Origin of the sequence: Salmonella sp. SAL4457, assembly GCF_046548235.1 — a bacterium.
Taxonomy (GTDB): domain Bacteria; phylum Pseudomonadota; class Gammaproteobacteria; order Enterobacterales; family Enterobacteriaceae; genus Salmonella; species Salmonella enterica.
Window position 1 is genome coordinate 59371 of the sequence record NZ_JBGDZO010000006.1, and the last position, 24024, is coordinate 83394.

Consider the following 24024-nt stretch of genomic DNA (forward strand, 5'->3'; position numbering starts at 1 on the left):
TCCTTTGCCGGATGGCAGCTTCGCCTTATCCGGCCTACAAAATATGGGATTTGATGCCCAATAGCGCTGAGGCGCTGGCTTGACCGCTTAGTAGCTCGTCTGTTTTGCCTTGCCACGCGATACGCCCGTCGGCCACGACGATTGACCGGGGCGCAATTCGCGCCGCATCTTCCACGCTGTGCGAGACCATCAACAGCGTGAGCTGTCGCTCGCGGCAGATATCGCTGACCAACGTCAGCATCTCCTGGCGCAGCGCGGGATCGAGCGCGGAGAACGGTTCATCCAGCAGCAGTACCGGCTGTTCGCGTACCAGGCAGCGCGCCAGCGCTACCCGCTGACGCTGGCCGCCGGACAGTTCGCCCGGTAAACGCGTCATCAGACTCTCAATGCCCATCTGATGTGCGATAGCGTCCCGTTTTTCCCGCTGGCTGGCGTTGAGCGTTAACCCAGGGTTTAGCCCCAGACCGATATTTTGCTGCACATTCAGGTGGCTGAATAAATTATTCTCCTGAAACAGCATTGAGACCGGACGGCGTGAGGGCGGCGTAAGCGTATGATCGTCGCCGGCAATCAGTAGCGTACCGCTGGCAGGCGCAAGAAAACCGGCAATTAAATTCAACAACGTGCTTTTCCCCGCGCCGCTGGGGCCAAGAATCGCCACCTGCTCGCCGCGTTCTACCGCCAGCGTAAAACGCATCGGCAAATGATGGTAAAGCCAGGTGATATCAATCAGTTTTAGCATGTCGGCCCGGTAGTTTCTCTATGAGGGTAAATAACGTAAAGCAGAGCAGCAGCAGTATCAGCGCGGTCACTGCGCCGTCCTGGCTGCGGTAGGAGCCGATCTGCTGATACAGATAAAACGGCAGCGTGCGGAAATTGTCATTGCCGAAAAGCGCGACGACGCCAAAATCACCGATAGAAAGTACGCAGGCAAACGCCAGCGCCTGCGCCAGCGGACGTTTCAGCGCCCGCAGTTCCACGACCTTTAACCGCGACCAGCCTTCAATTCCTAATGACTGGCACAGCATTCCATAACGGGCGGTAATATCGCGCATTGGGTTTTCCAGGACTTTTAGCGCGTAGGGGATTGCCATCAGCGCATTGGTGAAAATCACGATGCCGTCGGCGGATTCCGGTAAGCCAACGCTGCTATTGAGCAGTAAAAAGAAGCCTGTCGCCAGCACGATCCCCGGCATCGCGAGGATCAACATCCCGCTGAGTTCCAGCGTTTGTCCGGCGAATAGTTGCTGGCGTTGGCGTAGCTCGCGGCTACTCCACAGCAGCATCATGGTCAGCACCACACACAGAACGCCCGCCGCCAGCGCAATGCGTAGCGATGTCCAGACAGCCTGCCACAGAATGGGTTGCGCCAGCACCTCCGGCAGGCTGCGGTTGACGCCATCGACCACCACGGCGACCAGCGGCGGAAGCAGCAGCAGCAGCGCCAGCACGATTAATAAGGCGTCCGTCAGACGGCTGTGGAGACGATCGTCAGGATCGCGCCAACCCTGCGTCAGCGTCATCCCCGGCGCAATCGCTTTGCTCAGCCGTTGGCTTAGCAGTACCAGCGCCAGGCAGCAGACCATCTGGATTAATGCCAGCATCGCCGCGCGGGCGGGATCGTAGTCATAACTAAGCGCCTGAAAGATAGCCAGTTCGATAGTGGTGGCCTGCGGGCCGCCGCCGAGCGACAGAACCGTTGCGAAACTGGCGAAGCAGAGCATAAAAATCAGCGCCGCGACGGGCGGAATTTGGCGGCGCAGCCACGGCCATTCGACAAAACGGAAAAAATGCCAGCCGCGCATACCGAGCTGGGCGGCGAGCTGGCGCTGCTCGCCGGGAATGCTTTCCAAAGATTGCAGCAACAAACGGCTCGCCATTGGCAGGTTAAAAAAGGCGTGCGCCAGTAAAATGCCCTGCAAGCCGTAGGGGGAGAATGTCCACTGAAGCCCCAGCATCTGCCACAGCGAGGCCAGCCAGCCCTGACGGCCATACACGCTAAGAATACCGAACACGGCAACCAGTACCGGCAGAATCAGCGTCATGGCGCACAGACGCAGCAGCGCCAGACGTCCAGGAAAACGGCGTCGATAAAGCGCGCGGGCGAGAAAAACCGCCGGGACCACAGACAGCACTGCGGACAGAAACGCCTGCCAGAATGAGAAGCGCACCACATGCCACAGGTAGCTATCCCGCCAGATTGTCGACCACGCGCCCGACGGCGCGTTCAGCCAAAGCGCCAGAAAGGCCGCCAGCGAGACGGTTATCATCAGCGCGGCGGCGCACAGCCCCGGAATCAGCCAGCCGGGAATTAACGGCTGACGGCGCGTTGCCATTCGCTAATCCATGCCTGGCGTTGTGCTGCCACTTGTTGCGGCGTGAATTCCAGCGTTGTGGCGGGTTTTGCCAATGATTCAAACCCTGCGGGTAAGGCGACGTCCGCTACCGGGTACATCCAGTTGCCGGTGGGTATGGCGTTTTGAAACGCCGGAGAAACCATAAATTTGAGGAATTTCTCCGCCAGTTCCGGCTGCTTACTGGCGACGGTACGCGCCGCGACTTCTACCTGTAAGTAATGGCCTTCGCTGAAGTTCGCGGCGGCGTAATTGTCCTTCTTCTCTTCAATAATGTGATACGCCGGAGAGGTGGTGTAACTGAGCACCAAATCGCTTTCACCTTTCAGAAATAAACCGTAGGCCTCGCTCCAGCCTTTCGTCACCGTCACCGTTTTGGCCGCCAGTTTTTGCCAGGCCTGCGGCGCGTTATCGCCATAGACTTTGCGCATCCACAGTAACAGCCCCAGCCCTGGCGTACTGGTACGCGGGTCCTGATAAATCACCCGCCATTTTTGATCGCTCTCGACCAGTTCTTTCAGGCTTTTCGGCGGATTTTTCAGCTTGCTTTTATCGTAGACAAAGGCGAAATAGCCGTAATCGAACGGCACAAATGTGTCGTTTTTCCAGCCGCCGGGCACCTTGACCGCTTCATTCGCCACGCCGCTTTTGGCAAAAAGTTTAGTTTGCGTGGCCGCTTCCAGCAGATTATTGTCCAGCCCCAACACCACATCGGCTTTGCTGTTCTTCCCCTCCATCCGCAGGCGGTTGAGCAGCGAAACGCCATCCTCCAGCGCCACCAGTTTCAGCTCGCAGTTGCAATCGGCTTCAAACGCTTTTTTCACCGCCGGGCCTGGCCCCCAGTCGGCGGCGAACGAGTCGTAGGTATAGACGGTGAGAACGGGTTTGGCGAAAGCAGGCGCCGCGCACAGGAGTAAAAGCGGAAGATATTTTTTTAACACTTTGCACCTCAGTTAAAGAGTGGCAAAGGACTTGAGAGGTAACCTCAAATCCCTTCGCCGGCATTATCCGGATCAGGTTCGACGGGTATTTTCTCAGCGCGCGCATGAGCGCGGCACCCCGTTGAGTTCGGCGTTAGTGTAGTGATTTTGTTGCCGGGCAGCAATTAAGAGCTGGCTTTTAAGGGTCCGGCGGCGCAAACCACGCCGATTTAAAATCAAACCAGCCGAGGGTATTCATGCGCAGCCCGCGCATACTGCGTTGTCCCTGGATAATCAGCCAGTGGTGGATCAACGGCACAATCGCTTTGTTGACCAGCAGTTGCTGGCACCAGTTCGCCAGGTTCATCTCGCCAGCGCGCCACTGCGCGGCGTCGCCCTGCCAGTCGCGCGGAATGCAGTTCTGCAAGAGCGGTACTTCGCACAGGTGCGCGAACAGCGAGAAATCCAGCGGCAGCGTAAAGTTAGCGCTATTGAGCCAGATATCGCTTTCGATCTCGCCGGCGTGCCATTGATCGTAGTCGATCTCTTGAATATGCAGATGCACCTGATGTTCAGCCAGAAGCGCGCTCATGATACGGGCGATAACCCGGTGCTCAATGTGTTCGCGATAGAAGGTCAGCGTGAGGGTTTCCAGACCGGCGGGTTTTTCGCCCGGGCCTGGACGGGCGTGATGCCAGCGCGGTAAAAGCCCATAGGCCGGGAACCAGAGCTGCTGTAGCGGTTCATCGGCATGATAGAGTAAATTGGTGGGGGAGAGGACGTGGCTTACCCATTCTCTGACCTGCGGATGCGCGCCGCGCGGCGTTCTGGCGTCGAATAGCAGGTAATAGCACCCCTCTTCTAGTCGGCTTTCTATCGCTTTTTCACCGCCTTGTATCGGCCCTTCCAGCATCAAGCCGCAGGCCGGTTCTTCACTGATATCCGGCAGTACCCAGACGTTCACTTCGTCTATCAACGCCCGATAGCCGAAGTAGTCATCAAAGGCGAGTATCTTGAGCTGGTTTGGCGTATTACGCCGCACGGCATAAGGCCCGGTGCCGATAGGGTGGCTGGCGAAATTAGCCAGCGTTTCCCACTCCCGCGGCAAAATCATCGCCGGGACCTGGCCCAGCAGCCACGGCAACCAGCGATCCGGCTGGGAAAGATGAATATCCAGCGTCCACGCGGTAGGGGAGTCTATCTTTGTGATGTGCGAGTAAAGTGGAAGCGTATTGATACGCGTCAGCGAGGCGATGACATCTTCCATCTCCAGCTCGCGGCCATGATGAAAATGAATGCCGGGGCGCAGGTAGAAGCGCCACAGTAAAGGGGAAATTTGCTGCCAGTGGTGCGCAATGTCCGCTTCCAGTTCCCCGTTTTCCTCATTTACCCGCGTGAGCGAACTGAAAATTTGCCGGGCAATATGAGTTTCCGAGCGACGTAATGCGGTTCCCGGCAGGAGATTGTGCATCGGACGATAGTAAAGAACCCGCAGAATATGCCGCCCCTGGCGGAAGCTGCGTCCCAGATGGGAAATCAGCATTTGCCTGACAGCGCTTTTATCGCCGACCAGTTGTACCAGTTGATCGATTCGATCTTGTTCCAGCAGGTCTTCCGCCCGCTGCTGTTGCAGCGCCAGTCCGGTATACAGGAACGTCAGACGCGAACGCTTTCCGCGTCCAACTTCGGCTTCCCATGTTAGCCAACCGCGCGCCTGCATCGTATTTAGCAGCGTACGCATATGGCGACGCGAACAGTTCAGCAGATCCGCCAGCTCATTAAGCGTGGTGTCTTGCGTTTTACCGTCACAGCATTGCCAGAGACGGATAAATTGTTGTTGCAGGCGACCTGAGGGCATAAAAGGGGAACTCCGATGAAAAACTCAGCAATTTTATTATCCCTATATTAGGCCAATAATATCTTTCGATGAAGCAAGAGGAAGAGGTCACTATGCGCCAGTTCTGGTTGAGATATTTTGCCGCGACGGAAAAAACGTCCTGGCTGGCTTGCCTGAGCGCACCGCAGCGCTTAAAAATGCTCGCGGAACTGATGCAGTGGGAGGCGACCGATTGAAGCCAATTGCAGACATCATGTGTGACTGAGTATTGGTGTAGGCGATAGCCTAAAATCACCCGCCAGCAGATAATATCTGCTGGCTTTTTTTATTTCGGCTGTTTCTGGATGACGATGATGGGACGGCGTTTCAACGGGATTTATACGGCGGTTTCTGTGGTCACGCAGGTGGTGACCGGGCGAGTAAAAATCGTATAAAAAATGCCGGAATATCCCCGGCATGAGCGACTGATGAGTAACCCGGAGCTTGATGGCGCTACGCTTATCAGGCCTACAGAATATAATGGCAACCGGGTGATATTGCATAACCTGTAGGCCCGGTAAGGCGTCAAGGGTTACCGCATAAATGCCGGTTGTTTATTTTCGTAGGCGGCAATCGCGTCTTCGTGCTGCAGCGTCAGCCCAATGCTGTCCAGACCGTTCAACATGCAGTGGCGGCGGAAGTCGTCGATTTTAAAGCTGTAGGTTTTATCGCCTGCTTTCACCACCTGTGCTTCCAGATCCACTTCAAATTTAATGCCCGGATTGGCTTTCACCAGGGCAAACAGCTCATCGACCTGTGCGTCGCTCAGGGTTACCGGCAGCAGTTGATTATTGAAACTGTTGCCGTAGAAGATGTCGGCGAAGCTTGGCGCGATCACCACTTTAAAGCCGTAATCGGTCAACGCCCACGGCGCGTGCTCGCGTGACGAGCCGCAGCCAAAGTTTTCCCGCGCCAACAGTATCGACGCGCCTTGATATTCCGGAAAGTTCAACACGAATTCCGGATTTGGCTGTTGGCCCTTTTCGTCCAGGAAACGCCAGTCGTTAAACAGATGGGCGCCAAAACCGGTGCGCGTAACCTTCTGCAAAAACTGTTTAGGGATAATTGCATCGGTATCGACGTTGGCGGCATCCAGTGGGACAACCAGGCCGGTATGCTGGGTAAATTTCTCTGCCATGGTAGTTTCCTTATTTGATGCTGCGAATGTCGGCGAAGTGGCCGGTAACGGCGGCAGCGGCGGCCATCGCCGGGCTGACTAAATGCGTGCGACCCCCGCGGCCCTGACGACCTTCAAAGTTACGGTTGCTGGTGGAGGCGCAGCGCTCGCCCGGGTTCAGGCGGTCGTTATTCATGGCCAGGCACATGGAACAGCCCGGTAAGCGCCATTCAAATCCTGCTTCGATAAAGATCTTGTCCAGACCTTCCGCTTCCGCCTGCGCTTTCACCGGACCTGAACCCGGCACCACCAGCGCCTGCACGCCCGGCGCAACTTTGCGCCCTTTGGCGACTTCCGCCGCCGCGCGCAAATCTTCAATGCGTGAATTGGTACAAGAGCCGATAAAGACTTTATCGATAGCAACGTCCGTTAACGGTACGCCCGGCTGTAAGCCCATATAAGCCAGCGCTTTTTCGGCGCTGGCGCGCTCAACCGGATCGCTAAAGGAGGCGGGATCGGGGATGATGTCGGTGACGGAAATCACCTGGCCCGGATTCGTGCCCCAGGTCACCTGCGGCGCGATCTCTTCTGCTCGCAGGGCGACGACAGTATCAAAGGTCGCGCCGTCATCGGTTTTCAGCGTTTTCCAGTACTCGACGGCTTCGTCAAAATCGCGGCCCTTCGGCGCGTGCAAACGCCCTTTTACGTAGTTGAAAGTGGTTTCATCCGGGGCGACCAGACCGGCTTTGGCGCCCATCTCAATCGCCATATTGCACAGCGTCATGCGGCCTTCCATACTCAGCGCGCGGATAGCGTCGCCGCAAAATTCAACCACGTGTCCGGTGCCGCCGGCGCTACCGGTTTTACCGATGATCGCCAGCACGATGTCTTTGGCGGTAATGCCCGGCGCGGCGTTGCCCGTGACTTCAATCTTCATGGTTTTAGCGCGTCCCTGTTTCAGGGTTTGCGTCGCCAGTACATGTTCTACCTCAGAAGTGCCGATGCCGAAGGCCAGCGCACCAAACGCGCCGTGGGTGGCGGTGTGGGAGTCGCCGCAGACGATGGTCATGCCCGGCAGGGTGACGCCCTGTTCCGGCCCCATCACATGGACGATGCCCTGATATGGGTGATTCAGGTCATACAGCTCGACGCCGAACTCGTTACAGTTCTTAATCAGCTCCTGCATCTGGATACGCGCCATTTCACCGGAAGCATTAATGTCTTTAGTCTGCGTCGAGACGTTGTGATCCATCGTAGCGAAGGTTTTCCCTGGCTGACGTACCGGACGATGGTGCGCGCGCAGACCGTCAAACGCCTGCGGAGAGGTGACTTCATGCACCAGGTGGCGGTCGATGTACAGCAGCGGCGTTTCGTTTGGCGCCTCAAAGACCACGTGGGCATCAAATAATTTTTCGTATAACGTTTTGGCCATGATTACACCCCTTCTGCGACATAGCGGGCGATAATATCGCCCATCTCATCGGTACTGACTGCGGCAGCGCCCCTGGCTAAATCGCCGGTGCGAACGCCCTCTTCTAATGCGCGATTGATCGCCTGTTCAATGGCCGTTGCCGCATCGTTGGCATCCAGGCTGTAGCGCAGCAGCAGCGCCAGTGACAGGATCTGCGCAATTGGGTTGGCGATATTTTTCCCGGCGATATCCGGCGCGGAGCCGCCAGCCGGTTCATACAGGCCAAACCCTTGCTCGTTCAGGCTGGCGGAGGGCAACATCCCCATTGAGCCGGTGATCATGGCGCATTCGTCGGACAGAATGTCGCCGAACAGGTTAGAGCACAGCAGTACGTCAAACTGCGACGGGTCTTTAATCAACTGCATGGTGGCGTTATCGATATACATGTGCGCGAGTTCCACATCGGGATACGTTTTCGCGACATCATTGACGATTTCACGCCACAGGATAGAGCTTTGCAGTACGTTGGCTTTATCAATAGAGGTGACTTTACGGCGGCGTTTACGCGCCGATTCAAAGGCGATACGGGCAATGCGCTCGATCTCAAAGCGGTGATAAACTTCGGTATCAAAGGCTTTTTCGTACTGACCGCTGCCTTCACGGCCTTTTGGCTGTCCGAAATAGATCCCGCCGGTCAGCTCGCGCACGCACAGGATATCGAAACCGTTAGCGGCGATATCGGCGCGCAACGGGCAAAATGCTTCCAGTCCCTGATACAGTTTCGCCGGACGCAGGTTACTGAATAATTTGAAATGTTTGCGCAGCGGCAGCAGGGCGCCGCGCTCCGGCTGGCTTTCCGGGGGCAAATTTTCCCATTTCGGGCCGCCGACGGAGCCAAACAGAATGGCATCCGCCTGCTCGCACCCTTCAACGGTGGCTTTCGGCAGTGGATGACCATGATTGTCGATAGCAATACCGCCGACGTCATAGTGGCTGGTGGTTATACGCATATCAAAACGGCTGCGTACCGCATCCATAACTTTCAGGGCTTGCGCCATGACTTCCGGGCCGATACCGTCGCCCGGCAGTACGGCAATATGATAGTTCTTCGACATTACACGGTTTCCTTGTTGTTCTCTTTATTTTGAGCTTTGCGTTGCAATTCTTTTTCAACTTCGGCGGCGCGCCAGATATTGTTCAGTACGTGCACCATCGCTTTGGCGGAGGATTCGACGATATCCGTCGCCAGCCCGACGCCGTGGAAGCGGCGACCATGATGGTTCACGACGATATCGACCTGACCCAGCGCGTCTTTGCCCTGGCCTTTGGCGTTCAGGTCGTATTTAACCAACTCAACGTCGTAGCCAGTGATGCGGTTAATCGCCTGATAGATGGCGTCGACCGGACCGTTGCCGTTCGCCGCTTCGGCCTTGATCTCTTCACCACAGGCCAGCTTCACGGAAGCGGTGGCGATATCGCTGGAGCCGGACTGCACGCTGAAGTAATCCAGACGGAAATGCTCTGGTTCTTCTTGCTGTTTATTAATAAACGCCAGCGCTTCCAGGTCATAGTCGAACACCTGGCCTTTTTTGTCCGCCAGCTTCAGGAACGCGTCGTACAGGTGGTCCATGTTGTAGTCTGTGTCCTTGTAACCCATCTCTTCCATGCGATGTTTCACGGCGGCACGGCCAGAGCGGGAGGTCAGGTTCAGCTGTATCTGGTTCAGACCGATGGACTCTGGCGTCATGATTTCATAGTTTTCGCGGTTCTTGAGGACGCCATCCTGGTGGATGCCGGAAGAGTGGGCGAAAGCGCCGCTGCCGACAATCGCTTTGTTGGCTGGGATCGGCATGTTACAGATCTGGCTGACGGTCTGGCTGGTGCGCCAGATTTCGTGGTGATTGATGTTGGTGTGTACGTTCATGATGTCTTTGCGCACTTTAATCGCCATGATCACTTCTTCCAGTGCGCAGTTACCGGCACGTTCTCCGATACCGTTCATCGCGCCTTCAACCTGACGCGCGCCCGCATGTACTGCCGCCAGCGAGTTGCCTACTGCTATCCCTAAATCGTCGTGGGTATGAACGGAGATGATAGCTTTGTCGATATTGGGGACACGTTCATACAGGCCGGAAATGATTCCCGCAAACTCAAACGGCATGGTATAGCCCACGGTATCGGGAATATTAATGGTTCTCGCGCCGGCGTTTATAGCGGCTTCCACCACGCGCGCCAGATCGTCAACAGGCGTCCGGCCAGCATCTTCGCAGGAGAACTCTACGTCATCAGTGTAATTACGCGCCCGCTTAACCATGTATACCGCGCGTTCGATAACCTCATCCAGCGTGCTGCGCAGCTTGGTGGCGATGTGCATTGGCGAGGTGGCGATAAAAGTATGGATGCGAAACGCGTCGGCGACCTTCAGCGCCTGTGCCGCGACGTCGATGTCTTTTTCTACACAACGCGCCAGGGCGCAAACGCGGCTGTTTTTAATGGTGCGGGCGATGGTTTGGACGGATTCAAAATCACCCGGAGAAGAGACCGGGAAGCCTACTTCCATGACATCAACACCCATGCGCTCAAGGGCCAGGGCAATCTGCAGCTTCTCTTTCGCGCTCAGGCTGGCCTGTAACGCTTGTTCGCCGTCGCGTAAGGTCGTATCAAAAATAATGACTTGCTGGCTCATGATGTGGTCCTTGTCTCCAGGGGCGCCTTGCGTCAGGCATAAAAAAACCCGCGCAACGGCGCGGGTTTTGTTTGACTTCGAGCTGACTTAATGTTGAATGCCGCCCACCGGTCTACCGCGCACAATAAATGCGTTGAGTAGTAGTAGCCCAGTGAAACGAACGATATGTGACATTAATTCAGCTCCAGCGAATGCGTTATGCTTTTAGTGGTACTGGATATGCCGTTTAATGTCAACTCTATTTTCTGTCGCCATTGCATTTTGTTGACGATATCCGGATACGTACTTTAGCTAATTGTGCTGGGCTGCGCGTCCAATAAAGGATAAAAGAACGAGTGGACATTCATACTTTTCATTGTTTGAAATATTTAGGCATTTTTGTTTGCAAATTGGTTAGGGGAATGGCCTGTTAAAGGTATGCTAAAGGTTTGGTTTATCTTTTTGATTTGTTTTATATTTTAACAAATAACCTTGTTTGCTTAATGGATAAGGATAAAGTTATTGATAAATTAATGTTAACTTTTTAGCTATTAATAATATAAACATTTAATTGAAACTTAAATGATCATTCACTTGGTGTATGATTGTGTATTCGCCATAGTTATGGTTATATTGCTTGCGTAATTTAAACATTATGAATCGCAATGGTGTGACTCAGGACACATTACGCTTGCGCTGGCATTCTATTTGTCTCTGTCAGCGTCTTTATGTTTTCCGAATTTTAACGCTTTCCCTTTTTCTTATTTTATATGCATGGTAAATCATATTTTCAGGAATTATTTCTGCCTTCAGCCAGAAAAAGGGAGTTAAGCGTGACAGTGGAGTTAAATATGCCAGAGGTCAAAACCGAAAAGCCGCATCTTTTAGATATGGGCAAACCACAGCTTCGCATGGTTGATTTGAACCTATTGACCGTGTTCGATGCGGTAATGCAAGAGCAGAATATTACGCGCGCCGCCCACACGCTGGGAATGTCGCAGCCTGCGGTCAGTAACGCCGTAGCGCGTCTGAAGGTTATGTTTAATGACGAACTTTTTGTTCGATATGGACGAGGAATTCAGCCGACTGCCCGTGCATTTCAGTTATTTGGTTCAGTCCGTCAGGCGTTGCAATTGGTGCAAAATGAATTGCCGGGATCGGGGTTTGAGCCGACCAGCAGCGAACGTGTATTCAATCTTTGCGTGTGCAGTCCGCTGGATAATATCCTGACGTCACAGATTTATAATCGTGTAGAAAAAATTGCGCCAAATATTCATGTCGTTTTTAAAGCGTCGTTGAATCAGAATACTGAGCATCAGTTACGCTATCAGGAAACCGAGTTCGTTATTAGTTATGAAGAATTCCGTCGTCCTGAGTTTACCAGCGTACCGCTATTTAAAGATGAAATGGTTTTAGTCGCCAGCCGAAAACACCCGCGTATTAGCGGCCCGCTACTGGAAGGCGATGTTTATAATGAACAACATGCGGTTGTTTCCCTCGATCGTTATGCGTCATTTAGTCAGCCGTGGTATGACACGCCGGATAAACAGTCGAGCGTGGCTTATCAGGGCATGGCGCTTATCAGCGTTCTGAACGTGGTTTCGCAGACGCATTTGGTCGCTATTGCCCCGCGCTGGCTGGCGGAAGAGTTTGCGGAATCGCTGGATCTGCAAATATTGCCGTTGCCTTTAAAACTGAATAGCCGGACATGCTACCTTTCCTGGCATGAAGCGGCTGGGCGTGATAAAGGGCATCAATGGATGGAAGATTTATTAGTCTCTGTTTGTAAGCGATAAAACCGGGCAGAATAAATCAGAAACAAATTCTGGTTTATTCTGCTTTTTAGCGTATATCAAAAATTTTATGCTGAATTAACGGTGAGCGATGCTTTTCGTCGCTGTGAAAAATAGATGAATTGCTGTAAGTCTGCATTTATAAGCGATTATTTATTACCAGGTGTGATTCAGACGGAGTATTTCTCCATTTCTTCTCTTCTTGCCTCCTGATTATTCTAACCTTCCCCATCTTTACGTCATTCCACCCAATTGCCAGGCGTGATAGCGAGCGGTTAAGGTGTCCGTCAAACCGTGATGACAGGTATAAAGTGGAGGCAAGCCGTGGAAATGTTGTCTGGAGCCGAGATGGTCGTCCGATCGCTTATCGATCAAGGCGTAAAGCAGGTGTTCGGCTATCCTGGAGGCGCAGTGCTTGATATTTATGATGCGCTACATACCGTTGGAGGGATCGATCATGTGCTGGTGCGTCATGAGCAGGCCGCGGTGCATATGGCGGATGGCCTGGCGCGAGCCACTGGCGACGTTGGCGTGGTGCTGGTGACTTCCGGACCGGGAGCGACCAATGCGATTACCGGGATTGCTACGGCCTATATGGATTCCATTCCGCTGGTGATTCTTTCCGGCCAGGTCGCCACCTCATTGATTGGCTATGATGCCTTTCAGGAGTGCGACATGGTGGGGATTTCCCGACCGGTGGTCAAACATAGCTTCCTGGTCAAACAGACGGAAGATATTCCCCTGGTGCTTAAAAAGGCCTTCTGGCTGGCGGCAAGCGGACGTCCTGGGCCGGTGGTCGTGGATTTGCCGAAAGATATTTTGAATCCGGCGAAAAAAATGCCGTATGCCTGGCCGGAGACGGTCAGTATGCGCTCTTACAATCCCACAACATCAGGACATAAAGGACAAATTAAGCGTGCCTTGCAAACGCTGGCGTCGGCAAAAAAGCCGGTGGTCTACGTTGGGGGAGGGGCGATAAGCGCGGCCTGCTATGCGCCGTTGCGCCACATCATTGAAACCTTTAACCTGCCGGTGGTCTCTTCATTAATGGGACTGGGCGCGTTTCCTGCTACTCATCGCCAGTCGTTAGGAATGCTGGGAATGCATGGCACTTATGAAGCCAATATGACCATGCATAACGCCGACGTGATTTTCGCTGTTGGCGTACGATTTGACGACCGCACGACGAATAATCTCGCTAAATATTGTCCGAACGCGACGGTATTACACATCGACATTGACCCGACGTCCATATCCAAAACGGTTAACGCTGATATCCCGGTGGTGGGCGATGCCCGCCTGGTACTGGAACAAATGCTGGAGCTACTGGCGCAGGATGCGCCGTCTCAGCCGCAGGATGATATTCGCGACTGGTGGCAGCAGATAGAGAGCTGGCGCGCCCGTCAGTGCCTGAAATATGACGCGGAAAGCGAAAGCATTAAACCCCAGGCGGTGATTGAAACCCTCTGGCGTCTGACGAAGGGCGATGCGTACGTGACGTCCGATGTAGGACAACACCAGATGTTTGCCGCCCTCTATTACCCGTTCGATAAGCCACGTCGCTGGATTAATTCCGGCGGGCTCGGCACGATGGGTTTTGGCCTACCGGCTGCGCTGGGCGTTAAAATGGCCCTGCCGAAAGAAATGGTGGTCTGCGTGACCGGCGATGGCAGTATACAGATGAACATTCAGGAGCTGTCGACAGCCTTACAGTATGAACTGCCGGTACTGGTTTTGAACCTGAACAACCGTTATCTGGGGATGGTGAAACAGTGGCAGGATATGATCTATTCCGGTCGCCATTCTCAGTCTTATATGCAGTCGTTACCGGATTTTGTGCGCCTGGCGGAAGCATATGGCCATGTCGGGCTGCAGATTAACCGTCCGGATGAGCTGGAAAGTAAACTCAGCGAAGCCCTTGAGCATGTGCGTAATAACCGACTGGTGTTCGTCGATGTCACCGTTGATGGCAGCGAGCATGTCTATCCGATGCAGATTCGCGGGGGCGGGATGGACGAAATGTGGTTAAGCAAAACGGAGAGGACCTGATGATGCGCCGGATTTTATCGGTATTACTGGAAAACGAATCTGGGGCGTTATCGCGGGTTATCGGCCTCTTTTCGCAACGCGGATATAATATTGAAAGCCTGACCGTCGCGCCGACAGACGATCCGACGTTGTCGCGCATGACTATCCAGACGGTAGGCGATGAAAAAGTGCTTGAGCAAATTGAAAAGCAACTGCACAAGCTGGTTGATGTGCTGCGCGTCAGCGAGCTGGGACAGGGAGCGCACGTTGAGCGGGAAATCATGCTGGTGAAAATCCAGGCCAGCGGCTACGGACGGGAAGAGGTGAAGCGTAATACGGAAATTTTCCGTGGTCAGATTATTGACGTTACGCCAACGCTGTATACCGTTCAACTGGCGGGCACCAGCGATAAACTGGATGCTTTTCTGGCCTCGCTGCGCGACGTGGCGAAAATTGTTGAAGTGGCGCGTTCAGGCGTCGTCGGGCTTTCGCGCGGCGATAAGATTATGCGCTGAGCAGATTCGCCGGATGACGACGCGCGTGCGTTTTATCCGGTCTACTGGCTGATATCTGGCCCAGGTCCGATAAGCGTAGCGCCATCAGGCAGGTTTGCCGGATATCAGCCAACAGGAATTATCGCCCAACCCAATATCATCGGTTGGGCTTTTTTTTGCGAAATCCGTGGTAACCCGGAATAAAAGCGGTTGCCGGAGTGATCAAACTGCGCTTAGATGTTAACGATTTTAACCCATGCCGACATAAAGGTTATGGTTTGTACAATTTACACAAGGGGCAATTGTGAAACTGGATGAAATCGCTCGGCTGGCCGGTGTCTCGCGCACAACTGCAAGCTACGTTATAAACGGTAAAGCAAAGCAATACCGCGTGAGCGACAAAACCGTAGAAAAAGTCATGGCGGTAGTGCGTGAGCACAATTACCATCCTAACGCTGTGGCTGCCGGGCTGCGTGCTGGACGCACACGTTCCATTGGTCTGGTGATCCCGGACCTTGAAAACACGAGCTACACCCGTATCGCAAACTATCTTGAGCGCCAGGCACGCCAGCGTGGCTACCAACTGCTGATCGCCTGTTCTGAAGATCAGCCGGATAACGAAATGCGCTGCATTGAGCACCTTTTGCAACGCCAGGTGGATGCAATCATTGTTTCAACTTCGTTACCGCCGGAGCATCCCTTCTATCAGCGCTGGGCCAACGATCCGTTCCCCATCGTCGCGCTCGACCGCGCGCTGGATCGCGAACATTTCACCAGCGTGGTCGGCGCCGATCAGGATGATGCCGAGATGTTGGCGGAAGAGCTGCGTAAATTCCCGGCGGAAACGGTGCTTTATTTGGGCGCGCTGCCGGAGTTGTCCGTCAGTTTCCTGCGCGAGCAGGGGTTCCGCACCGCATGGAAAGACGATCCGCGGGAGGTGAATTTCTTATATGCCAACAGCTATGAGCGCGAAGCCGCCGCGCAGTTGTTTGAGAAATGGCTGGAAACGCATCCTATGCCGCAGGCGCTCTTTACGACATCGTTCGCGCTATTACAGGGCGTGATGGACGTAACGCTGCGGCGCGATGGAAAACTGCCTTCGGATTTAGCGATTGCGACCTTCGGCGATCATGAGCTGCTGGATTTTCTGCAATGCCCGGTACTGGCGGTGGCGCAGCGTCATCGTGATGTCGCGGAACGCGTGCTGGAGATTGTGCTGGCAAGTCTTGATGAACCGCGTAAACCGAAACCCGGCTTAACGCGTATTCGGCGAAACCTTTATCGTCGCGGCATTCTGAGCCGTAGCTAAAGGACCGGCGGTAAAAGACTCTCTCTTCTGCCGCCGTCAAACAAATGCGTATCAGTAAAAATATCCCTTAAATAATTAAGATTATTCCTTAAAATTATCCGAAAATTCTTTTTTATTACCTTTCTTTTGTCCGAAATCGTCCACATTCCACTAATTAAGACGTAACGAGTCTTTTCCTTTGTATTGTTTTGTTACAAGCAGGCAAGAAATCGTCGAATTAACAGCCACTTTTTGTCTTTGGCGCGACAGTCGCTCGTAGGCGCTGGTATAGCAGGCACCGCACACGTTAAACAGGCACTGTTAACACGGTGCAATATGTCCTAAAATGCCGCTCGCGTCGCAAACTGACACTTTATATTTTTCTCGGATTATATTGAGTCCGTTTTAAACGGCGGTGGGCCTTTGGTTTTTTTCTTACAAATATTCATAACGTTAATTTGGCTTGCACGCTGGGCGGAAATTAATCAACGCAGATATTCGCCGTAAACATTGGCTTTTTTACTTAGGTAAGCGTTGTGACTTGCTTGACAAGCTTTTCCTCCGCTCCGTAAACTCCTTCGAGTGGGAATTTGTGGGATAAAGTGGTAAGAAGGGGTGAGACTGGCATGTTCCGGGGGGCAACGTTAGTCAATCTCGACAGTAAAGGGCGCCTGACCGTGCCGACCCGTTATCGGGAGCAACTGATCGAGAGCGCTACCGGTCAAATGGTATGTACCATTGACATCCATCACCCATGCCTGCTGCTTTACCCCCTGCCTGAATGGGAAATTATTGAGCAAAAGTTATCTCGTCTGTCGAGCATGAACCCGGTAGAACGTCGCGTACAGCGTTTACTGTTGGGCCATGCCAGCGAATGTCAGATGGATGGTGCAGGTCGATTACTGATCGCGCCAGTTCTGCGGCAACATGCCGGACTGACGAAAGAAGTGATGCTGGTTGGACAGTTCAACAAATTTGAGCTGTGGGATGAAACGACCTGGTATCAACAGGTCAAGGAAGATATCGACGCTGAACAGTCAGCTACCGAAACGTTATCGGAGCGGCTGCAGGACTTGTCTCTATAAGATGATGGAAAATTTTAAACACACTACGGTACTGTTGGATGAAGCCGTTAATGGGCTGAATATTCGTCCGGATGGTATCTATATTGATGGCACATTTGGTCGCGGCGGCCACTCGCGCCTGATCCTCTCGCAACTGGGCGAAGAGGGGCGCTTGCTGGCGATCGATCGCGATCCGCAGGCGATCGCCGTTGCGCAGACCATTAATGATCCTCGCTTCTCCATCATTCATGGACCTTTTTCCGCGCTGGCTGATTATGTAGCCGAGCGCGAGCTTACCGGCAAGATTGACGGGATCCTTCTCGATCTTGGCGTCTCTTCTCCGCAGCTTGACGATGCGGAGCGCGGTTTTTCATTTATGCGCGACGGTCCGCTGGATATGCGAATGGACCCGACGCGCGGCCAGTCTGCCGCCGAGTGGTTACAAACGGCGGAGGAAGCGGATATCGCCTGGGTGCTGAAAACATTCGGCGAGGAGCGTTTTGCCAAACGTATTGCTCGCGCCATTGTTGAGCGCAATCGCGAACAGCCGATGACCCGCACCAAAGAGCTGGCGGAAGTGGTTGCGGCGGCGACCCCGGTAAAAGACAAATTCAAACATCCCGCGACCCGTACCTTCCAGGCGGTGCGCATCTGGGTAAACAGTGAACTGGAGGAGATAGAGCAGGCGCTAAAAAGCTCGCTCAGCGTACTGGCCCCAGGCGGGCGGCTTTCAATCATCAGTTTCCACTCGCTGGAAGACCGTATTGTGAAACGCTTTATGCGTGAGCAAAGCCGCGGTCCGCAGGTACCGGCGGGATTACCGATGACGGAAGCGCAGCTCAAAAAACTGGGCGGTCGTGAGTTACGAGCGTTAGGCAAGTTGATGCCGGGTGAAAAAGAGGTAGCTGAAAATCCTCGGGCCCGTAGTTCAGTTCTGCGTATCGCAGAGAGGACGAACGCATGATCAGCAGAGTGACAGAAGCCCTAAGCAAAGTGAAGGGATCGATAGGAAGCAACGAGCGCCATGCCTTGCCTGGCGTGATCGGTGACGATCTTTTGCGGTTCGGGAAGCTGCCACTCTGCTTGTTCATTTGCATCATTTTAACGGCGGTGACGGTGGTCACGACGGCGCACCATACTCGTTTACTCACCGCGCAGCGTGAACAATTGGTTCTGGAGCGCGATGCATTGGACATTGAATGGCGCAACCTGATCCTTGAAGAAAATGCGCTCGGCGATCACAGCCGGGTGGAGCGGATCGCAACGGAAAAGCTGCAAATGCAGCATGTTGATCCGTCCCAAGAAAATATTGTAGTGCAAAAATAAGGATAAACGCGACGCATGAAAGCAGCGGCAAAAACGCAAAAATCGAAACGCCAGGAAGAACAGACCAACTTCATCAGTTGGCGTTTTGCGTTGCTGTGCGGCTGTATTTTACTGGCGCTGGTTTTTTTACTTGGACGCGCGGCGTGGCTACAGATTATCGCCCCGGATATGCTGGTGCGTCAGGGCGATATGCGTTCGCTGCGTGTTCAGGAAGTCTCCACCTCACGCGGTATGATTACCGACCGTTCCGGGCGTCCACTGGCGGTCAGCGTACCGGTTAAGGCGATCTGGGCCGACCCGAAAGAAGTTCATGACGCCGGCGGCATCAGCGTTGGCGATCGCTGGAAAGCGCTTTCTACTGCGCTCAATATTCCACTCGATCAGCTCTCCGCCCGTATCAACGCCAACCCGAAAGGGCGTTTTATTTATCTGGCGCGCCAGGTAAATCCTGACATGGCGGACTACATCAAAAAACTCAAACTGCCGGGGATTCATTTGCGTGAAGAGTCCCGCCGCTACTACCCGTCAGGAGAAGTAACCGCTCACCTCATCGGTTTTACCAACGTCGACAGTCAGGGGATTGAAGGCGTTGAAAAGAGCTTTGATAAGTGGCTTACCGGTCAGCCTGGCGAGCGAATCGTGCGTAAAGACCGCTATGGCCGCGTGATTGAGGATATCTCCTCCACTGACAGTCAGGCAGCGCACAATCTGGCGTTAAGCATTGATGAACGCTTACAGGCGCTGGTTTACCGCGAACTGAACAACGCGGTGGCGTTTAACAAGGCGGAATCCGGTAGCGCGGTGCTGGTCGATGTCAATACCGGTGAAGTACTGGCGATGGCGAATAGCCCTTCCTATAACCCCAACAACCTTGCCGGTACGCCGAAAGACGCGATGCGTAACCGTACCATCACCGACGTGTTTGAACCGGGTTCTACGGTTAAGCCGATGGTGGTGATGACTGCGCTTCAGCGCGGTATCGTCAACGAAAATACGGTGTTGAATACCGTTCCATACCGAATTAACGGCCACGAAATTAAAGACGTGGCGCGCTACAGCGAATTAACCCTGACCGGGGTTCTACAGAAGTCGAGTAACGTCGGTGTATCCAAACTGGCGTTAGCGATGCCGTCCTCAGCGTTAGTAGATACTTACTCACGTTTTGGGCTAGGAAAGGCGACCAATTTGGGGTTGGTCGGAGAACGCAGTGGCTTATATCCTCAAAAACAACGGTGGTCCGACATAGAGAGGGCCACCTTCTCTTTCGGCTATGGGCTAATGGTAACGCCGTTACAGTTAGCGCGAGTCTATGCAACGATCGGCAGCTATGGCATTTATCGCCCGCTGTCGATTACCAAAGTTGATCCGCCTGTACCCGGCGAACGCATCTTCCCTGAATCCACCGTACGCACCGTGGTGCATATGATGGAAAGCGTGGCGCTGCCGGGCGGCGGCGGCGTGAAGGCAGCGATTAAAGGCTACCGTATCGCGATTAAAACCGGTACGGCGAAAAAAGTGGGGCCGGACGGTCGCTACATCAACAAATACATTGCTTACACCGCAGGCGTCGCGCCTGCGAGTCAGCCGCGCTTCGCGCTGGTGGTTGTCATCAACGATCCGCAGGCGGGTAAATACTACGGCGGCGCCGTTTCCGCGCCGGTATTTGGTGCCATCATGGGCGGCGTTCTGCGCACCATGAACATCGAACCGGACGCGCTGGCAACGGGCGAAAAAAATGAATTCGTAATTAATCAAGGCGAGGGAACAGGTGGCAGATCGTAATTTGCGCGACCTTCTTGCTCCGTGGGTGGCTGGACTACCCGCGCGAGAACTGCGAGAGATGACGCTCGACAGCCGTGTGGCTGCGGCGGGCGATCTCTTTGTGGCAGTGGTGGGTCATCAGGCGGACGGGCGTCGATATATCCCGCAGGCGATAGCGCAAGGCGTAGCTGCCATTATTGCAGAGGCGAAAGACGAGGCGAGCGACGGTGAGATTCGCGAAATGCACGGCGTACCGGTTGTCTATCTCAGCCAGCTCAATGAGCGTTTATCTGCGCTGGCGGGCCGCTTTTACCATGAGCCATCTGAAAACATGCGTCTGGTGGCGGTGACCGGCACCAATGGCAAGACCACCACCACCCAACTACTGGCGCAGTGGAGCCAGTTGCTCGGCGAAACCAGCGCAGTGATGGGGACGGTAGGTAACGGACTGTTGGGTAAAGTGATCCCGACGGAGAACACAACCGGTTCCGCTGTGGATGTTCAGCATGTGCTGGCCAGTCTGGTTGCGCAGGGCGCGACCTTCGGCGCGATGGAAGTCTCTTCTCACGGCCTGGTGCAGCATCGCGTGGCGGCGCTGAAATTTGCCGCCTCCGTGTTTACTAATTTGAGCCGCGACCATCTCGACTATCATGGCGATATGGCGCATTACGAGGCGGCAAAATGGATGCTTTATTCCACCCACCATCACGGTCAGGCAATCGTCAACGCCGATGATGAAGTTGGACGCCGCTGGCTGGCGTCGCTACCCGATGCGGTCGCGGTATCAATGGAAGGGCATATCAACCCTAACTGTCACGGTCGTTGGCTGAAAGCGGAGGCGGTGGACTACCACGACCGCGGAGCGACGATTCGTTTTGCTTCAAGTTGGGGTGAAGGCGAAATCGAAAGCCGCCTGATGGGCGCGTTTAACGTCAGCAACTTACTGCTGGCATTGGCGACGCTGCTGGCGCTGGGCTATCCGTTAACGGATTTGCTGAAAACCGCCGCGCGTTTGCAGCCGGTTTGCGGGCGTATGGAAGTGTTCACTGCGCCAGGCAAACCGACGGTGGTGGTGGATTACGCGCACACGCCGGATGCGCTGGAAAAAGCGTTGCAGGCGGCGCGTCTGCATTGCGCCGGAAAATTGTGGTGCGTCTTTGGCTGTGGCGGGGATCGTGACAAAGGTAAGCGCCCACTCATGGGGGCCATTGCCGAAGAATTCGCGGATATCGTCGTGGTGACTGACGATAACCCGCGTACCGAGGAGCCGCGCGCCATTATCAACGATATTCTGGCCGGAATGCTGGACGCCGGGCAGGTCAGGGTAATGGAAGGCCGCGCTGAGGCGGTAACCAATGCCATTATGCAGGCAAAAGACAATGACGTCGTGCTGATTGCAGGTAAAGGGCACGAGGATTACCAGATTGTCGGCACGCAGCGTCTTGATTATTCAGACCGCGTGACCGCAGCGCGTTTGCTGGGGGTGATCGCATGATTAGCGTAACGCTCAGCAAAATTGCCGATGTCCTTGGCGCCGAACACCGCGGGGCGGATCTCACGCTCGATACGGTCATTACCGACACACGGAAAGTGACGCCGGGATGCCTGTTCGTGGCGCTGAAAGGGGAACGCTTTGATGCGCATGATTTTGCTGATAAAGCAAAAGCGAACGGCGCTGGCGCCCTGCTGGTCAGTCGTCCTCTGGATATCGATCTCCCGCAGGTGATTGTAAAAGACACGCGTCAGGCATTTGGCCAACTGGCCGCCTGGGTACGTATGCAGGTACCGGCGCGGGTGGTGGCGTTAACCGGTTCGTCCGGCAAAACCTCGGTCAAAGAGATGACCGCCGCGATTCTTAGCCAGTGCGGAAATACTCTGTATACCGCAGGCAATTTTAACAACGACATCGGCGTGCCGATAACGCTGCTGCGCTTAAACCATGATTATGACTATGCGGTAATCGAGTTAGGCGCTAATCACCAGGGAGAAATCGCCTGGACCGTTAGCCTGACGCGCCCGGAAGCGGCGCTGGTCAATAACCTGGCGGCGGCGCATCTGGAAGGCTTCGGCTCGTTGGCCGGCGTGGCGAAAGCGAAAGGCGAAATCTATACCGGTTTGCCTGAGAACGGTATCGCGATTATGAATGCCGATAATAATGACTGGCTGAACTGGCAAAGCATTATTGGCGATCGTCAGGTGTGGCGCTTTTCGCCGAATGCGGCAAACAGCGACTTTACCGCTGCGAATATCCACGTGACGTCACACGGTACCGAATTTACCCTGCAAACGCCGATGGGCAGCATTGATGTGCTGCTGCCGTTGCCGGGGCGGCACAATATTGCCAACGCGCTGGCGGCCGCTGCTTTATCAATGGCGGTGGGGGCTACGCTGACGGCGATTAAAGCAGGGCTGGCGGCGTTAAAAGCCGTACCCGGGCGTCTGTTCCCGATTCAGCTAAGTGAAAACCAACTGGTACTGGATGACTCTTATAACGCCAACGTCGGTTCGATGACCGCCGCAGTGCAGGTCCTTTCTGAAATGCCCGGCTACCGCGTGCTGGTGGTAGGCGATATGGCCGAGCTGGGCGCAGAAAGCGAAGCGTGCCACCTCCAGGTTGGCGAGGCCGCAAAAGCGGCGGGTATTGATCGCGTGTTAAGCACCGGAAAACTCAGTCAGGCTATCAGCCACGCCAGCGGCGTCGGCGAACATTTTGCCGATAAAGCCGCGCTCATTGCGCGTTTACACGCTCTGCTTCAGGAGCAACCGATGATGACTATTTTAGTGAAAGGATCACGCAGCGCCGCGATGGAAGATGTGGTTCATGCGTTACAGGAGAAAGGTTCATGTTAGTTTGGCTGGCCGAGCATTTGGTCAAATATTATTCCGGCTTTAACGTCTTTTCTTATCTGACGTTTCGCGCCATCGTCAGCCTGTTGACCGCGCTGTTCATCTCTTTATGGATGGGCCCGCGTATGATCGCTCGTCTGCAAAAACTCTCTTTTGGCCAGGTGGTACGTAACGATGGCCCGGAATCGCACTTCAGTAAACGCGGTACGCCAACGATGGGCGGCATCATGATCCTGACGGCGATTGTGATTTCCGTTCTGTTATGGGCTTACCCGTCTAACCCGTACGTCTGGTGCGTGCTGGTGGTATTGATTGGCTACGGCATTATCGGTTTTGTCGATGACTACCGCAAAGTGGTGCGGAAAGATACCAAAGGGCTGATTGCGCGCTGGAAATATTTCTGGATGTCGGTTATCGCGCTCGGCGTGGCCTTTGCGCTTTATCTCGTCGGGAAAGACACGCCCGCGACCCAACTGGTGGTGCCGTTCTTTAAAGATGTTATGCCGCAATTGGGGCTGTTTTACATTCTGCTGTCCTACTTTGTCATCGTCGGTACGGGTAACGCCGTGAACCTGACCGACGGGCTTGATGGTCTGGCGATTATGCCGACTGTCTTCGTTGCCGCCGGCTTTGCGCTGGTGGCCTGGGCGACCGGGAACATGAACTTCGCCAATTACCTGCATATTCCGTATTTACGCCATGCGGGCGAGCTGGTGATTGTCTGTACGGCGATTGTCGGCGCGGGATTAGGATTCTTGTGGTTTAACACCTATCCGGCGCAGGTTTTTATGGGCGATGTCGGATCGCTGGCGTTGGGCGGTGCGTTGGGCATTATCGCCGTGCTGCTGCGTCAGGAATTTCTGCTGGTGATCATGGGCGGCGTCTTTGTGGTGGAAACTCTGTCGGTCATCCTGCAGGTGGGTTCCTTTAAACTACGCGGACAGCGTATTTTCCGTATGGCGCCTATCCATCACCACTATGAACTGAAAGGCTGGCCGGAACCGCGCGTGATTGTGCGCTTCTGGATTATTTCGCTGATGCTGGTGCTGATTGGCCTGGCAACGCTGAAGGTACGTTAAT

21 protein-coding genes and 1 riboswitch are annotated in these 24024 nt (G+C 54.4%); of the genes, 12 read left to right on the forward strand and 9 right to left on the reverse strand.

Features of this window, described 5'->3' with window-relative positions; all coding sequences use genetic code 11:
• Window positions 1–34: 34 nt before the first annotated feature.
• From thiQ to sgrR, 4 genes are all read right to left on the reverse strand, one after another.
• Entirely contained in the window at window positions 35–742 is a 708-nt protein-coding gene (thiQ, locus tag ACLJNW_RS18485) for a thiamine ABC transporter ATP-binding protein ThiQ (protein ID WP_000915965.1), read from the reverse strand.
• The gene (thiP, locus tag ACLJNW_RS18490; RefSeq protein WP_023204304.1) at window positions 726–2336 is read right to left on the reverse strand and encodes a thiamine/thiamine pyrophosphate ABC transporter permease ThiP; all 1611 of its coding nucleotides are present in this window, start codon (window positions 2334–2336) and stop codon (window positions 726–728) included. Before thiP ends, thiQ begins: the two co-directional genes overlap by 17 nt.
• Window positions 2312–3295: a thiamine ABC transporter substrate binding subunit gene (gene thiB / locus ACLJNW_RS18495; RefSeq protein WP_000915326.1), complete on the reverse strand. Its 984-nt coding sequence runs from the start codon at window positions 3293–3295 to the stop codon at window positions 2312–2314. The genes thiP and thiB overlap by 25 nt, the downstream gene beginning before the upstream one ends.
• A gap of 31 nt (window positions 3296–3326) precedes the next feature.
• A riboswitch (TPP riboswitch) is annotated at window positions 3327–3426 on the reverse strand.
• A 47-nt stretch (window positions 3427–3473) separates the two neighbouring features.
• Window positions 3474–5132 carry an HTH-type transcriptional regulator SgrR gene (gene sgrR / locus ACLJNW_RS18500; protein ID WP_023204302.1) on the reverse strand — a complete coding sequence of 553 codons (1659 nt, stop codon included), beginning with the start codon at window positions 5130–5132 and terminating at the stop codon, window positions 3474–3476.
• 92 nt (window positions 5133–5224) lie between these two features.
• Here sgrR and sgrT point away from each other — a divergent pair, with 92 nt between their 5' ends.
• Window positions 5225–5347 (forward strand): glucose uptake inhibitor SgrT, encoded by a 123-nt coding sequence (sgrT, locus tag ACLJNW_RS18505; RefSeq protein ID WP_001248755.1) that lies wholly within the window; start codon window positions 5225–5227, stop codon window positions 5345–5347.
• Between the two features lie 335 nt (window positions 5348–5682).
• Here the strand turns inward: sgrT and leuD are convergent, their stop codons facing one another.
• The 5 genes from leuD to leuL all read right to left on the reverse strand — a co-directional run bounded on the left by leuD (window position 5683) and on the right by leuL (window position 10538).
• Window positions 5683–6288, reverse strand: coding sequence for a 3-isopropylmalate dehydratase small subunit (gene leuD, locus ACLJNW_RS18510; RefSeq protein WP_000818267.1), 606 nt, complete (start codon window positions 6286–6288; stop codon window positions 5683–5685).
• A gap of 10 nt (window positions 6289–6298) precedes the next feature.
• Window positions 6299–7699, reverse strand: coding sequence for a 3-isopropylmalate dehydratase large subunit (leuC, locus tag ACLJNW_RS18515; RefSeq protein ID WP_001140629.1), 1401 nt, complete (start codon window positions 7697–7699; stop codon window positions 6299–6301).
• A gap of 2 nt (window positions 7700–7701) precedes the next feature.
• A complete protein-coding gene (leuB, locus tag ACLJNW_RS18520) occupies window positions 7702–8793 on the reverse strand; it encodes a 3-isopropylmalate dehydrogenase (protein ID WP_000042325.1) in 1092 nt (363 codons plus the stop codon).
• Window positions 8793–10364, reverse strand: coding sequence for a 2-isopropylmalate synthase (gene leuA / locus ACLJNW_RS18525; protein ID WP_000082819.1), 1572 nt, complete (start codon window positions 10362–10364; stop codon window positions 8793–8795). The genes leuB and leuA overlap by 1 nt, the downstream gene beginning before the upstream one ends.
• A gap of 87 nt (window positions 10365–10451) precedes the next feature.
• Window positions 10452–10538, reverse strand: a complete 87-nt coding sequence (gene leuL, locus ACLJNW_RS18530; protein ID WP_001575587.1) for a leu operon leader peptide — start codon at window positions 10536–10538, stop codon at window positions 10452–10454.
• Between the two features lie 656 nt (window positions 10539–11194).
• Between leuL and leuO the strand changes: the two genes are divergently transcribed.
• From leuO to mraY, 11 genes are all read left to right on the forward strand, one after another.
• A complete protein-coding gene (gene leuO, locus ACLJNW_RS18535) occupies window positions 11195–12139 on the forward strand; it encodes a transcriptional regulator LeuO (RefSeq protein WP_001115420.1) in 945 nt (314 codons plus the stop codon).
• A gap of 321 nt (window positions 12140–12460) precedes the next feature.
• Window positions 12461–14185, forward strand: coding sequence for an acetolactate synthase 3 large subunit (gene ilvI, locus ACLJNW_RS18540; RefSeq protein ID WP_000425604.1), 1725 nt, complete (start codon window positions 12461–12463; stop codon window positions 14183–14185).
• Window positions 14186–14187: 2 nt separating this feature from the next.
• Window positions 14188–14679, forward strand: a complete 492-nt coding sequence (gene ilvN, locus ACLJNW_RS18545) for an acetolactate synthase small subunit (protein ID WP_001563086.1) — start codon at window positions 14188–14190, stop codon at window positions 14677–14679.
• A gap of 283 nt (window positions 14680–14962) precedes the next feature.
• On the forward strand, window positions 14963–15967 hold the full coding sequence (gene cra / locus ACLJNW_RS18550; RefSeq protein ID WP_000762406.1) for a catabolite repressor/activator: 1005 nt from the start codon (window positions 14963–14965) through the stop codon (window positions 15965–15967).
• Window positions 15968–16572: 605 nt separating this feature from the next.
• On the forward strand, window positions 16573–17031 hold the full coding sequence (gene mraZ / locus ACLJNW_RS18555) for a division/cell wall cluster transcriptional repressor MraZ (RefSeq protein ID WP_000488294.1): 459 nt from the start codon (window positions 16573–16575) through the stop codon (window positions 17029–17031).
• Window position 17032: 1 nt separating this feature from the next.
• The gene (rsmH, locus tag ACLJNW_RS18560) at window positions 17033–17974 is read left to right on the forward strand and encodes a 16S rRNA (cytosine(1402)-N(4))-methyltransferase RsmH (protein ID WP_000970444.1); all 942 of its coding nucleotides are present in this window, start codon (window positions 17033–17035) and stop codon (window positions 17972–17974) included.
• Window positions 17971–18336 carry a cell division protein FtsL gene (gene ftsL / locus ACLJNW_RS18565; RefSeq protein ID WP_000625651.1) on the forward strand — a complete coding sequence of 122 codons (366 nt, stop codon included), beginning with the start codon at window positions 17971–17973 and terminating at the stop codon, window positions 18334–18336. Before rsmH ends, ftsL begins: the two co-directional genes overlap by 4 nt.
• 15 nt (window positions 18337–18351) lie before the next feature.
• Window positions 18352–20118: a peptidoglycan glycosyltransferase FtsI gene (gene ftsI / locus ACLJNW_RS18570; protein ID WP_000642235.1), complete on the forward strand. Its 1767-nt coding sequence runs from the start codon at window positions 18352–18354 to the stop codon at window positions 20116–20118.
• Window positions 20105–21592, forward strand: a complete 1488-nt coding sequence (murE, locus tag ACLJNW_RS18575) for a UDP-N-acetylmuramoyl-L-alanyl-D-glutamate--2,6-diaminopimelate ligase (protein ID WP_023204299.1) — start codon at window positions 20105–20107, stop codon at window positions 21590–21592. The genes ftsI and murE overlap by 14 nt, the downstream gene beginning before the upstream one ends.
• Window positions 21589–22947, forward strand: a complete 1359-nt coding sequence (murF, locus tag ACLJNW_RS18580) for a UDP-N-acetylmuramoyl-tripeptide--D-alanyl-D-alanine ligase (RefSeq protein WP_023204298.1) — start codon at window positions 21589–21591, stop codon at window positions 22945–22947. Before murE ends, murF begins: the two co-directional genes overlap by 4 nt.
• Window positions 22941–24023: a phospho-N-acetylmuramoyl-pentapeptide-transferase gene (gene mraY, locus ACLJNW_RS18585; protein ID WP_000964138.1), complete on the forward strand. Its 1083-nt coding sequence runs from the start codon at window positions 22941–22943 to the stop codon at window positions 24021–24023. The genes murF and mraY overlap by 7 nt, the downstream gene beginning before the upstream one ends.
• Window position 24024 lies beyond the last annotated feature (1 nt).